Origin of the sequence: Microcoleus sp. A006_D1 (genome assembly GCF_036702805.1) — a bacterium.
Classification (GTDB): domain Bacteria; phylum Cyanobacteriota; class Cyanobacteriia; order Cyanobacteriales; family Microcoleaceae; genus Microcoleus.
This window is the reverse complement of sequence record NZ_JAUBVZ010000001.1, coordinates 399,371-412,117: the sequence shown is the minus strand read 5'-3', so window position 1 is coordinate 412,117 and position 12,747 is coordinate 399,371. Positions and strand designations below refer to the sequence as shown.

Here is a 12,747-nt window from a genome sequence, read left to right as displayed (position 1 = left end):
GCTAATTCCCAAAATTACACTTTCTCCTGAACATTCTCACCCAACAAACCCCCCGGCCGAAAAGCCAAAATCACCACCAAAACCCCAAACACCCAAGCATTAGTCCAGCGACTAGACAAATACTGATCGCTCAAAGACGACAAAACCCCAATCAAAACCCCTCCTAACATCGCCCCGACAATATTACCAATCCCCCCCAAAACCGCCGCCGTAAAAGCCCTCAGACCCGCCGTAAACCCCATCGTAAACACAATTGTATTGTTATACAAACCAACCAAAATCCCCGCCGAACCAGCCAAAGCTCCACCAATCAAAAAAGTCAGAGCAATAATCTGATCGACATTAATTCCCATAATTTTAGCAGCATCCCGGCTTTGAGCAGTTGCCCGCATCGCCTTTCCCAGACGAGTGTACTGCACAAACACATGAAGCAAAACCATCAATACCAGCGCCACCACCAACACAATTAAATCCTTAGTTGTAAACACAATACTCGTTTGAATTCCCAAAGCTTTGAGAATATCAACTCGCGGCAACAAATCGGGAAAGCTTTTCGGAGCAGCAGAATTAGAACCCATCACCGGAATAAAAGCTTTCAATCCTCCCCAAAATAGCCCCATATTTTGGAAAATGAAAGAAACTCCGATCGCCGAAATGAGAGGAGCCAAACGGGGAGCATTGCGCAAAGGCCGATAAGCGTACTTTTCCACAACAATATTCAGTCCAGCACAAAACACCGAACATACAATTAAAGCAACTAACATCACGGGTATAGCAACAGCTAAAGGTGCGCCGTCTTGAATGCCAAAAGCCCCGAACACTGTTAGGGAAGCAAAAGCACCCAACATATACAAATCGCCGTGAGCAAAATTGATTAATTCAATAATGCCGTAAACCATCGTATAACCTAAAGCAATAATTGCAATCAGCGCGCCGTTAACCAGCCCCACTAATAATTGTTGGATCAAAACTTCAGGACTGCGGACTATTTCCCCAATAATTTTTGGCAAGTCAAATCCGGCGATCGGCCCTAACAACAAAACTATATAAGCTACACCTAGATAGAGAAGAATACTCTGCCATTTTTTCATAATCTTGGAAATTAGGAATTAGGGATTGGGAATTAGGGAATTGGGAATTTGGAATTGGAAATTGGGAATTTGGAATTGGAAATTAGGAATTGGGAATTGGGCATTTTTCGTGTTCCGACAGCTATTATTTGCTAGCGATGATTGGTCAGTTGTTACGAATAACCGATGACTAATGACCGATGACCAATGACCAATGACCAATTCCCAATTATCCATTATTCTGTCTTCAGCGCGCTCACAAACTCCCACTTGCCAGCTTTAACAACATTTCCTGACATTGTAGTCAAGCTCGTGTCGCCGTTAGCGTCAAAACTCCAAGTGCCGAGTACCCCATTAAAATCCTTAGTTGCCAAGACAGCATCGCGGATCGCAGCGCGGTCATTTTTGCAGACTTTATTAATTGCGGCGATCGCCACTTTAGCAGATTCAAAAGCATAAGCTGCATAAGCTTCCGGTTCAGCATTATATTTGGCCTTGTAACTTTCGTACCACTTCGCGCCCGCACCAGTCAATTCTTTAGGAGGCAAGCCGCCAAAAGTAGCGTAAACACCTTCGGCATCTTTGCCTCCTGCGTCAATTAAAGCTTGCTCTTTAATACCGTCAGGCCCCATGAACTTAACTGCATCAGCCGCCATCCCGACATTTCTCATGTCTTTAATTATTTGTCCGGCGTTGCTCTGAGTAGTGCCGCCGAAGTAAATCATGTCTGGATTTAAAGCTTTGATCTTATTCATTAACGCCTTGTAGTCGCTAGCTTTGATATCAATTCCCTCCCTTCCCAGGACTTGAATTCCCAACTTTTTAGCAGTTGCTTCAAAAACGTCAGCGATACCTTTGCCGTAAAGTTCTTGATCGTCGAGAATGAAGACTTTTTGCACTCCCAAAGATTTCGCCCAGTTGCCAGCGACAGAGCCTTGAAGGTCGTCAGCAGGCACAACGCGGGTGAAATTGCGAGTGCCAGCAGGATAATAAACGTTGGGTTCTTTGGGTTCGCCTTTTCCTGGTTTAGTCAGTCCCGGATAAGTGTTCGCCGGACTGATCATCACGACGTTAGCTTGGTTGAGCACGGGAATGGAAAGTTTTGCTGCACCGGAGTTATAGTGACCGATGACGGCAACTACCGAACCGTCAGCGACGGCTTTGTTGGAGTTGGACGTTACCTGTGCGGGGTCCCATTTGCCGGCGGCGGCGGTGGCGTCATCGAAAACTTCGTATTCGATTTTGATTTTGCCGTCGCAAGCTTTGGAATCGGTTTCGGCGAGTGCTTGTTTGATGCCGTTGACCATTGTTTGAGCTTGACCCAAGGCGCTGCCTGTCATGGGGAGCATGGAGACTATTTTGACAGTATTTGGGTCTCCGGGGGTGCTGACTGCGACGGGAGTGGCTGCTGGAGTTGCTCCCGGAGTGCTGCCGGGAGTTGTTGTGGCGGTCGGTGTTTGAGGACTTTGACAGCTAGCGCACAGAGAGGCTATGCCGGCGGCTACAAGTATTTTCCGCAATCCTGCGGTGCCGAGATTCAGTGTGGTGTGGGTTTTTGAGGGTGTGGCACTTTTGCCTGATTTCTGGGAAAAGTTCATAGGTTGGTTGGTTTGTTGCTTGCGTTTTTGCATATTTTTCACTTTAGTGACTATATAGTCAAGAGTTAGCACATATTTCAAAAATTTTGGTTAGATACAGTCAACTGTCCATTGTCTGGGTCTACTTGGTATTCTGCGATCGCACTTTGGATTTCTTCGGCCGAGACGTTTGCTGGTTCTGATTTTGAGTCCCTGCAGGTGTAAAACAACTTGAGTCGGTGATTCAACTTGAGAAATCAAACGATAACCACCGCTCTTACCAACTTGGGCATCACTGTTTTTAGCCCGGACTTTGTAAACGATGTATTGAGTGCCTGTAATCTGGTTTCCAATGAAGTTACCTTGGATAATCTCATCGAGGACAGGCTGAATATCGGTTTGAATTTGGCGATACTTTCTCTTCGAGTCCTTTGAGGCGACGTTTGAATAGTGCCGTGAATTTGAGTTGGACTAGCATATCAGACATTGATGTCGTCCCAGAGTTCTGAGATGGGGAAAGTTTGTCCCGATGAGGCTTGGTGGAGGGAGGCTTTCAGATCCGCGAGGATTTGGTCGTTGGAGTCGTTGTCTGAGTCAAAATCTGAGTCGAAGTCTGGGGCGATCGCAGATTGTGTCCGACTAATCAAAAATTCCAGGAATGTCAGGGTTTGCTCTAAAAGCGGTTCAGGAGTCCGTTCGATCGCTTCGAGAAGGCGTTGTTTAATCGGCGACATAATATGACCTCTAAATCTATATCCTCTCATTTTATTGTTTCGTCGATCGCTCCTATGACTATGATGGTGAAAGTTAGCGATGCCATTGCTTCACTTTAGCTCGGATGTTATTTGCTCTCGTTGGAGGTTTGCTAGCGCATGATTGAGTTGCAGTCAGATTTAGAATACGTGTTGAACGATCGCCTAAAAGTCTCTTTAGATGCGATCGCACAATTTTGTCAGCGCTGGAACATTGTCGAGTTTGCGCTATTTGGCTCAGTGCTGCGGGATGACTTTCGCCCCGATAGCGATGTGGATGTATTAGTTACCTATGAGCCATCGCACCGCCTCACGCTTTCTCATTTATTGGGAATGCAGGAGGAGATAGAGGATTTATTTCACCGTTGTGTAGATTTGGTGGAAAAGAACCGATTAGAAAATCCTTATTTGCGATCGAATGCACCCGGTACGCGATCGCTCAATGGCAAGCAGGAACGAGAAAGGCGCAGTGCCGGAGACGTTGCCATTATTCCGGCAGGAGTTGCTCATCGGTGTAGTTGGGATGATCCGGCTCAATTTGTAGTAAAATTGTAATCATGAGTTAAAGAGGGATAATCTGTGCTTGTTCAGGAAGAGCTTCAAAAGAAAATTTGTGATTTTTTAGGAATCTTACGATATTCAGTAGAGTATCGAGGAGCGATCGGATTGCTCGATCAAAATTTTATTGCTCAATCTTTCATTGCCAAATTTATCAATATTATATATGGGTACGATCTTATCAATTTAGATCGTGATGGGCATAAATATCCTGCAATAGATTTAGGAGACTCTTATAGAAAAATTGCTTTCCAAGTCACGGCTACCAAGACGCCAAAAAAGATTGAGGAGACTATAGAAATTTTCATTCGTCACAAGCAGTATGAAAATTTTAGGCATCTAAAGTTTCTTATCCTTGGAAAGAAGCAAAAGAGGTATTCACAGGTTTTTCAAACTGACAATCTATTTGAGTTTAATCCGGAAACAGATATCCTCGATCTCAAAGATATAGTACGCAAACTTCCTTCCCTAAGTTTAGAGAAACTTCAACGTTTGAGCTATTTGATTGATTCTGAGTTTTCTGGAACAGTCATCTTTAAACCTACATATCAAATTCTTCAAGCTCCACATCATCAAGACTCTTTGCCTGTAGAAGAAGTTAAGCCAGATAATGTGGTTAGAACTGTTCGTTGGGTAAATGTGCCTTTATACTCCGATCCAGGCTGTCAACAGCGAAGACCAGATATGACTGGTGTGATCCTTGATAACAGACAGCACCCTGGAAACGTCTTTGCAGGATACTCCATCCATCCAACCTCGCCTAATCTCTTTAAAGAAGGAGCGCAAGTGATTATTTTATATAGTGGAAATAGTGTTTGTGATAAGTCATGGTATCGAAACCCAGAAACACATGAAATAACTTTTGCGTGGGATGGTTCACGTGAGCTTATAGGTCGTATGGTTGAAGTTGCTTGAATACCATCACTACACGGCAGGTAGTTGAAAATTATCCCAAACATCAAACTAATCTGATGAGGGTCGATTTGCGAGACTTATCTTGAAAGTGTTTTTATGCAAAGTGTCGTAGAGCGGCAGTTGGGGATTTTGGGGGAGGCAGCTCGGAGAGTTTCGATCGAGTTTCAGCAGTTCCATCCCGAAATCGATTGGCGAAATGCGATTAACTTACGAAATATTTTGGTTCACCGTTATGACCAAGTGAGTTCGGAAGTTATTTGGAATATTGTGACAAATATTTTGCCTAGTTTGCTGTTACAAGTAGAGGAATTATTGCCGACCTTACCTGATGATAGTTGAACGATCGCCCACAAACGCAAAATGGGCGATCGGCCGATCGCCACAATCCCCAAAGATCAACTAGACTGCGAAATCAAAGACGCATCTCTTTTTTCCTTGGAGCGATCTACACTAAAATCTTCATAATACGATCGCTCAGTATTCACATCCCACAAATCGTGCTTTTCCCCAAGCAGATTTCTCACTGCCAGCATCCCCGTCAGCATAGAATGGTCTTGATTGTTGTATCGGTGCATACCATTTCGCCCGATCGTCTGCAAATTCTCCATCCCCCTCAAAAAACCTTCCAGTACCTGCAAATGTCCGCGATATTCCGCATCGTATACAGGATAAGCCTTGGGCTGCCGCAGCACCACCCCATCTTCAACATCCGCAGCTTTTGCTAAACCCAACCCAACCAACTCGCGAGTTGCTAATTCCACAAGTTCAGCATCCGACATTTTCCAAAGTTCCTCGCCTTCGTTGCAAAAATATTCCATTCCCAAACAAGTTTTGCTCGCGTCAGGAACTAATGCAGCACTCCAATTCTTAAAATTCTGAATCCGTCCGACTTGCACTTCGGGAGAATGAATGTAAATCCAGTTGTCAGGAAATAAACTTGGGCGATCGACAATCAGCGATACAATCAAAAAATCTCGATATTTGAGCGATCGCGCCGCGTGCAACACCTCTTCCGGCGGCTGCGGTTTCAGCCTTGCTATTAGCGCAGATATCGGCATACTCGTAATGAAATTATCCGCCGAATATTGAACTAATTCTCCGTTCTGCTCAGCAGTAATACTTTTAATTTTATTACCTTCACGCTCAAAGCTAATCACCTTAGTATCGAGATAAACTTTGCCGTCTTTACTCTCCACAGCTTCCGCGAACTTTTCCCACATCATCCCCGGCCCCAAAGCCGGATAGTCAAACTCTTTGATTAACGTTTTGGTGTCGTTGCTACCAAACAAAGCATTAATAATCGCCGTCGTCAGCGACAATCCTTTAATCCGCTGCGCCGCCCAATCTGCTTGAATTTCCGAGCAGGGAATTCCCCAAACTTTTTCAGTATAAGTCTTAAAAAATGTTTTGTACAAACGTTCGCCAAAACGATTGATCACCCACTGTTCAAAAGTTGTTTCTTTCGGAAGCGGCCAGACTCTCACTTTCAGATAGCTCAAAATAATCAGCGCACTCTCAATTATGCCCAAATTAAACAGAGTATTGAAGGCACTGATCGGATAGTTAAAAAATTTACCTCGATAATAAATTCTGGACAACCGCGGCACTTTAATAAAATCATTTCCTAGTACCTCTTGCCACAACTGCTGTACGGCTTGAACTTTAGTATAAAAACGGTGGCCTCCAATGTCAAAACGATAGCCCTTGTAGGTTTCGGTACGAGCTATTCCCCCAACTTTATCACCTTTTTCGAGTACAACAGGGATGATCCCTTCTTTGACTAGCTCATAGGCTGCCGTCAAACCCGCAGGCCCCGCACCGACGATCGCAACCGGATAATGTTTCACTCAGCCTACCTCCAGCTTGTTTATCGAACTATATCCTTATTTATAACTTCTAAAATTAATAGATGCACCCGTAAATACCCTGAAAAACTATTGATCGCCTTGATGTTGAAGGACAATTTGCCTTGAATTATTCAGCGATACTGGCGGCAAGTTAATTTTACCAGTCAAGGGCTTTTTTTGGGATAAGTGACGACCCGTGCCGATCGCAAATGCCAGTCCGCTGTAAAAATAGAAAAGCCAGTGCCACGGAATTGTTTTCATGGCAAATACGATACCGTGTTTTTGCTGAAAAAATCTATAAAGTGGTGCATTAATTGCTACTAGCGGTATTGCCAGCAACCCAGCCAATAACAGACAGCTCAGCGACCAGCACGTCCCCAAAACTGCCAGCAGCACAGCATAAGTTAAAATCACGCTGATGCGGTTCGAGACTTGCAAGTTCAGGTCATTATTCAATTGGCGATCGCGCCAAATCAGTTCTGTCCAAGGCAGCGCTCGGTAAAAAAAATCAGCCTTCACCATCCCCACCGCTTCCCAGCGCTTTAAATGCTTGACTTGCAATGTTTTGCACAGCCCAATTTTATACCCAGCTTGTTTCAAACGGTAGCCGAGTTCAATATCCTCGATCGAAGCTTGGCGGTAATTCTCATTAAACCCGCCCATCTGCAAAAAAATTTCCCGGCGAATCACTCCGCAAGCGCCCCAAAAAGTCGAAGCTTCTTCGTTACCAGTTTGGTGCACGTAGTGGTGCAGCAAGTTCCTATACTGCGATAGAAAATCGGGATCTCCAGGAGCATCATCGTAAGAGCCGATGAAAGCAGCTAAATATGGATTATTCCCGAGCACCGATTTGGCATAACCGATAGCTTCAGGGCACACAGCCACATCAGCATCTACAAAAAACAAAATATCTCCCTTCGCAGCTTGCGCTCCCAAATTTCTCGCTCGGGCTGGGCCGCCACATTCGGGAATTCTGATTAATTTGGCGCCGAATTCCTTGGCCAGGCGCCAAGAACCGTCGCTTTCGCCATCTGCTACTACAATAATCTCGATCGGTCTCGGTACAGCTTGAGCCAGTTTTGACAAACAGGTACGGAAGTAAGAGCCCCCGTTGTGGACTGGGATAATCACGGATACAGTCGGGTCGGCGGTAGAAATCATCACCTAAATCGTTTAAATTGCATCAGAAAAAGTTGGCTTGAATTTTACTTATGCTACTTTGCCAATAGTAACATCAGCTTTACTTTTTAGTTTATAGCCCGATTTGTGTTTCTATTCAACTAGATTTTTGGGAGGCATTCTCGACTGCATTTTCCCCATTCGTACCTGTATTCTACGCCACATCTTCCTGAGACTCACCCGCTCCAGACAACAGCTTTACCAAATCTTTAAATATATGATTGTTTTTGTAAACCTTAGAAAAAGCCCCACCAGCCATTGTCTCTGACAGCGTTCCAGCCCACAAGACTTTGATTTTACAGCCTCAATAAAGTATAAAATAAAACATATTCTCTACGGAGACTCCTCTGCGGTCAGGACTTGCCCGCTACAGTTTCTTTTACAAACCTCATCAGTGAGTGGCTGCTGCACCTAGTCTGTATCCCCACTGCTGTGTATATGCACATTTTATGAGTTTTGGCAAGATATTTAAGATACACTGGTAAAAAATTTTTCCAGTGTACGATCGACCTTAGCTCTTTGTTAACATACCATTAGCTCGGTGCCTTTGAGCCAAAACTTTTACACAAACAAATTTATATCTGACATGAACACCACCAAACACAATTTAAATCAGCCCTTAATTTCAGTAATTATACCGGCTTACAACGCTGAAGAGTTTATTGCTAAAACATTAGAGTCAGTCTTATCTCAAACATATCAAAACATAGAAGTTCTAGTAGTAGACGATGGCTCCCTAGATACAACTGCCGCAATTGTCAAATCTTTTGCTCAAAAAGATAGGCGAATCAGCTTATTGCAGCAATCAAATGCCGGAGTCGCCGCCGCTCGCAACCTAGCAATTGAAAAATCAAAAGGCGAATATATTGCACCCATCGATGCCGACGATATTTGGTATCCGCAAAACCTAGAAAAACAAGTAAAATGCCTGAGTTCCTCAGCATATTCTGTCGGAGTTGTCTATTCCTGGTCAGTTGATATCAACGAACAAGACTTGCTCACAGGCGGATTTTACAACTCCACCATCGAAGGAGAAGTTTACACAGCATTAGTTTATAAATATTTTATAGGCAATGCCAGCTCATCTCTGATCCGCCGCATTTGTTTCGAGAAAGTCGGCGGTTACAACTGCCAATTAAAAGCAGAAAACGCTCAAGGCTGCGAAGACTGGGAACTTCACCTCCGCATCGCCCAACACTATCAATTTAAAGTAGTGCCAGAATATTTAGTTGGCTACCGACAGATTGCCAGCAGTATGTCTTGCAACTATGCAGCAATGGCAAAATCTCAGTCTTTGATTATGGCAGATGTCCGGCAGCAACATCCCGAAATTCCCAGCAATATTTATCGGTGGTCTAGCAGCAATTTCTACATTTATCTAGCTGTTAAAAGCAACCGCAGCGGCAATCACCGGAGTACATTATCCTGGCTGGCTCAAGCTTTCAAAGAAGATTTATTTATGGCACTATTGCGTCACAATCTGTACTTGCTGTCAATAGAAAGCCTTTTCAAAATTATAGTTTCACCGCCAACCAAATCAGGCTTAGAATTAAAACAAACATCAGAATCGAATCAAGGGACGACACTTGCAACGATTGAGGCGCGTACGAAAGTTCACAAAATGCTGCCGTCGCAGGTATATGAAAGAATGCGGTTTAATAATTTAGCAAATCTAAAATTTAAATCTACCCAACATTGAAAAACCCGGTTTCTTGAAAAAACCGGGTTTTTGAGGAAGCTAGAGGGAGTTGAATTCTGCCTGGTTACGCGAGCGAGAATCAGAAAATAGGGTTAAATAAAAAATATAAATTTTCCCTTCTTCCTTCTTCCGCCTTCACGCTTGACTTCTTCTTAATCTCTCTAAGCGTGAGAAGCCGTAGGAGTTTTAGCTTGTGGCTGCTTACCATCTGGCGAAATAGATTCACCTTCAATAAACGATCGCAACATCCAAGCCATTTGCTCGTGCTGTTCCATCAAACCAGTCAAAAAGTCTGCGGTTCCATCATCCTTAAACTCTTCACCGCACTGTTCTACGTGTAGGCGGAGATTGCGAATAACCAACTCGTGATCGTCAACTAAACGCGACACCATTTCCGTAGCCAAAGGCAAATCGCCGATATGTTCTTTAATCGAACCATACTTCAGAAAACCCTCAGCAGTACCAATTGGATAGCCACCTAAAGTTCTCACCCGTTCTGCCATAGCATCGATATTTAGTGTTAACGCCTGATAGTGTTCTTCCCACAACTGGTGGAGCGAGCGAAACTGCGGGCCAACTACATCCCAGTGATACTTTTTGGTTTTGATTAACAGCAGATAAGCATCTGACAGGTCGTGATTCAACAGTTCGATAACGCCTGCACGTTGCTCGTCAGATAGACCTATGTTTAACTTACGCATTGAAACTGTTCCCTTAAATCTCTGTTTATACTTATTAGAACAAATTTCCCTAGCCACTTACATCAACCCAGAGGACGATCGCACTTTACGAAAATTGCTGCGTCTCAGGTTAAAGTAATCACAATATAGATACCCTTAGATAGATGCAATGAAACTTTTTGTTCCGGGCCGCCTGTGTTTGTTTGGCGAACACAGCGATTGGGCCGCCGGTTATAGCCCGCTCAATCCCGCTATAGAAAAAGGCTGCACTCTGATAGCCAGTACAAATCAAGGAATTTATGCCGAAGTTAAGCCGCATCCCACACACTTGATTTTGCGGGCTGCTTTAAATGACGGCACAAAAATAGAAGCTGCACTCCCGATGGAAAAAACTGCTCTGCTTGCTGAGGCCCAAACAGGAACTTTTTTCAGTTATGCAGCCGGTGTTGCTTATCAATTTCTCTCGCACGGTGGCGTGGGAGGACTAGAAATTGACAATTATTTAACAGATTTGCCAATTCAGAAAGGCTTGTCTTCAAGTGCCGCAATTTGCGTGTTAGTAGCCCGGGCTTTCAATCGCTTATACGATTTAAAAATGAACGTCCGCGCCGAAATGGAAATGGCTTATCTAGGCGAGACTGCAACACCTTCGCGCTGCGGCCGCATGGATCAGGGTTGTGCCTATGGAAATCGCCCGATTCTGATGATTTTTGACGGCGATAAAATGGATGTTGTTGAGCTGAAAGTTACCAAAGATTTGTTTTTTGTAATCGTAGATTTGGGTGCCAGCAAAAATACTCAAGAAATCCTGGCAAGCCTCAATCAGGCTTACCCCTTGGCTGCGAATGAAGTTCAAGAAAACGTGCAAAAATATCTCGGTGCAATTAGTTATAAAATTACCCAAGATGCCGCCGCAGCTTTACAGCAGGGAGATGCGGTTAAAATCGGGGAGTTGATGAAAGTTGCCCAGAGGGAATTTGATAAGCATTTAATTCCCGCTTGTCCCTGGCAATTAACTGCTCCCGTCTTGCACGAACTTTTGAACTATCAACCGATTCAGCCTTATATTTTGGGCGGTAAGGGAGTAGGTTCTCAAGGAGACGGCACGGCGCAGTTTATCGTTAAAGATGCAGAAAGTCAACAGCAGGTTATCGGTATTGTTGCACGGGATTTTCCTCAGATGGAATGTTTGAAACTGACTGTTCGTTCTCAGACCCATTTGCAGCATGAAACAGAATTTAATGCAGCAACCCCAGAAATTTACAGGCGGGACGCCTGTTCCACACAGATAGAAGAAAGAAAAGATGCAGAAAAAGCTTCCCGGCTGCAAGTCCGCAAAGCCGTGATTCCGGCAGCAGGTTTCGGGACTCGGATGTTTCCGGCTACTAAGGCAGTGAAGAAGGAATTTTTGCCAATTATCGATCGCGACGGCCGCGCTAAACCGATAATTTTAGCAATTGTGGAAGAAGCTTTGAGCGCGGGAATCGAAGAAGTTGCTATAGTTGTGCAAAAGGCTTCACGCACTTTTTTTGAAGATTTCTTTAAAAGTCCCCCGTCGCCCGAACTTTTCCAAAAATTATCTCAGCCAAATCAGGAATATAGCAAATATTTACAAGAGTTGGGGCAGCACGTTACAATTCTTACTCAAGATGTTCAGGAAGGATTCGGTCACGCGGTATTCTGTACTAAAGAATGGGTGAACAACGAACCATTTCTCCTGCTTTTGGGCGACCACATTTATTCGTCGCAAACTGAAAGCTCTTGCGCCCGCCAGCTATTGGAGATTTACTCGCAAGTGCAGCAAAGTGTGATTGGTTTGAGGGTAACACCATCTGATGTAATTCATCACTACGGCTGCGCGGCGGGAGTTTGGCAGGAACAAGATGCTATTTTGTCTGTGACGCAAGTTTACGAAAAGCCGACTATCGAGTATGCGCGGCAGCATTTAAGGGTAGAAGGTATGGCCGAGGATTTATTTTTATCGATGTTTGGGCTGTATGTCCTTGAGCCTAAAATCTTTGATTATTTGGCAGAACATATTAATAGCAATTTTCGAGAAAGAGGGGAATTTCAGTTAACGTCGTGTTTGGATAAATTGCGGGAGTTCGAGGGAATGGCTGGTTATGTTGTGCGAGGGCGGTGTTTTGACACGGGATTGCCGGAGGTTTACCGGCAGACACTGATTGATTTTCCCATATCTCGCGGGGCGATCGGCTAATCGGCCTTAAAATAAGACTCGAATTGCATTCCTTCGCTCGCCATAACAGGAAATCATCTGCGTTAATCTGCGTTAATCTGCCTGAAATCTGCGGTTGACATCTTCATCAAAGATTTATGCAATTCAAGTAGGGTATGCACCGCGCACCTCCTCCCAGATGGCGGCTCAAAGGATTTGTTGGCCTTTGTCCTATATATGCGTTGTTTAGATTTATAGTTGGTCGATCGACCTTGACGCTACCCATATCTGTCG

11 protein-coding genes are annotated in these 12,747 nt (G+C 44.3%); 5 read left to right on the top strand and 6 right to left on the bottom strand.

The annotated features are described in order from the left end of the window. Positions 1-14 precede the first annotated feature (14 nt). The 3 genes from QUB68_RS01665 to QUB68_RS01655 form a co-directional block, all read right to left on the bottom strand. Entirely contained in the window at positions 15-1,091 is a 1,077-nt protein-coding gene (locus QUB68_RS01665) for a branched-chain amino acid ABC transporter permease (RefSeq protein WP_332988767.1), read from the bottom strand. A gap of 215 nt (positions 1,092-1,306) precedes the next feature. Beyond that, positions 1,307-2,701 (bottom strand): branched-chain amino acid ABC transporter substrate-binding protein, encoded by a 1,395-nt coding sequence (locus QUB68_RS01660; RefSeq protein ID WP_332988763.1) that lies wholly within the window; start codon positions 2,699-2,701, stop codon positions 1,307-1,309. A 425-nt stretch (positions 2,702-3,126) separates the two neighbouring features. After that, positions 3,127-3,381, bottom strand: a complete 255-nt coding sequence (locus QUB68_RS01655) for a hypothetical protein (protein WP_332988761.1) — start codon at positions 3,379-3,381, stop codon at positions 3,127-3,129. A 138-nt stretch (positions 3,382-3,519) separates the two neighbouring features. Here QUB68_RS01655 and QUB68_RS01650 point away from each other — a divergent pair, with 138 nt between their 5' ends. The 3 genes from QUB68_RS01650 (at position 3,520) to QUB68_RS01640 (ending at position 5,211) form a co-directional block, all read left to right on the top strand. Continuing rightward, positions 3,520-3,954, top strand: a complete 435-nt coding sequence (locus QUB68_RS01650) for a nucleotidyltransferase family protein (RefSeq protein WP_332988760.1) — start codon at positions 3,520-3,522, stop codon at positions 3,952-3,954. Between the two features lie 24 nt (positions 3,955-3,978). Continuing rightward, positions 3,979-4,872, top strand: a complete 894-nt coding sequence (locus QUB68_RS01645) for an SMEK domain-containing protein (protein WP_332988758.1) — start codon at positions 3,979-3,981, stop codon at positions 4,870-4,872. A 66-nt stretch (positions 4,873-4,938) separates the two neighbouring features. After that, positions 4,939-5,211, top strand: coding sequence for a HepT-like ribonuclease domain-containing protein (locus QUB68_RS01640; RefSeq protein ID WP_332989217.1), 273 nt, complete (start codon positions 4,939-4,941; stop codon positions 5,209-5,211). A gap of 56 nt (positions 5,212-5,267) precedes the next feature. On the opposite strand, the gene QUB68_RS01635 is transcribed toward QUB68_RS01640, so the two are convergent. Beyond that, positions 5,268-6,719: an NAD(P)/FAD-dependent oxidoreductase gene (locus QUB68_RS01635; protein ID WP_332988756.1), complete on the bottom strand. Its 1,452-nt coding sequence runs from the start codon at positions 6,717-6,719 to the stop codon at positions 5,268-5,270. A gap of 87 nt (positions 6,720-6,806) precedes the next feature. Next, on the bottom strand, positions 6,807-7,880 hold the full coding sequence (locus tag QUB68_RS01630; RefSeq protein WP_332989215.1) for a glycosyltransferase family 2 protein: 1,074 nt from the start codon (positions 7,878-7,880) through the stop codon (positions 6,807-6,809). Positions 7,881-8,484: 604 nt separating this feature from the next. Here QUB68_RS01630 and QUB68_RS01625 point away from each other — a divergent pair. Continuing rightward, positions 8,485-9,597: a glycosyltransferase family 2 protein gene (locus tag QUB68_RS01625; RefSeq protein WP_332988754.1), complete on the top strand. Its 1,113-nt coding sequence runs from the start codon at positions 8,485-8,487 to the stop codon at positions 9,595-9,597. A gap of 161 nt (positions 9,598-9,758) precedes the next feature. Here the strand turns inward: QUB68_RS01625 and QUB68_RS01620 are convergent, their stop codons facing one another. Further along, positions 9,759-10,298 carry a Dps family protein gene (locus QUB68_RS01620; RefSeq protein ID WP_332988753.1) on the bottom strand — a complete coding sequence of 180 codons (540 nt, stop codon included), beginning with the start codon at positions 10,296-10,298 and terminating at the stop codon, positions 9,759-9,761. Between the two features lie 148 nt (positions 10,299-10,446). On the opposite strand from QUB68_RS01620, the gene QUB68_RS01615 reads away from it, so the two are divergent. Further along, on the top strand, positions 10,447-12,495 hold the full coding sequence (locus QUB68_RS01615) for a sugar phosphate nucleotidyltransferase (protein WP_332988751.1): 2,049 nt from the start codon (positions 10,447-10,449) through the stop codon (positions 12,493-12,495). The last annotated feature ends 252 nt before the right edge of the window (positions 12,496-12,747 follow it).

Bases quoted from the DNA above. Each gene is read 5' to 3' on its own strand.
- QUB68_RS01615 (WP_332988751.1), top strand. From the start codon at position 10,447: ATGAAACTTTTTGTTCCGGGCCGCCTGTGTTTGTTTGGCGAACACAGC.
- QUB68_RS01655 (WP_332988761.1), bottom strand. From the start codon at position 3,381: ATGTCGCCGATTAAACAACGCCTTCTCGAAGCGATCGAACGGACTCCT.
- QUB68_RS01665 (WP_332988767.1), bottom strand. From the start codon at position 1,091: ATGAAAAAATGGCAGAGTATTCTTCTCTATCTAGGTGTAGCTTATATA.
- QUB68_RS01620 (WP_332988753.1), bottom strand. From the start codon at position 10,298: ATGCGTAAGTTAAACATAGGTCTATCTGACGAGCAACGTGCAGGCGTT.
- QUB68_RS01630 (WP_332989215.1), bottom strand. From the start codon at position 7,880: ATGATTTCTACCGCCGACCCGACTGTATCCGTGATTATCCCAGTCCAC.
- QUB68_RS01650 (WP_332988760.1), top strand. From the start codon at position 3,520: ATGATTGAGTTGCAGTCAGATTTAGAATACGTGTTGAACGATCGCCTA.
- QUB68_RS01625 (WP_332988754.1), top strand. From the start codon at position 8,485: ATGAACACCACCAAACACAATTTAAATCAGCCCTTAATTTCAGTAATT.
- QUB68_RS01660 (WP_332988763.1), bottom strand. From the start codon at position 2,701: ATGCAAAAACGCAAGCAACAAACCAACCAACCTATGAACTTTTCCCAG.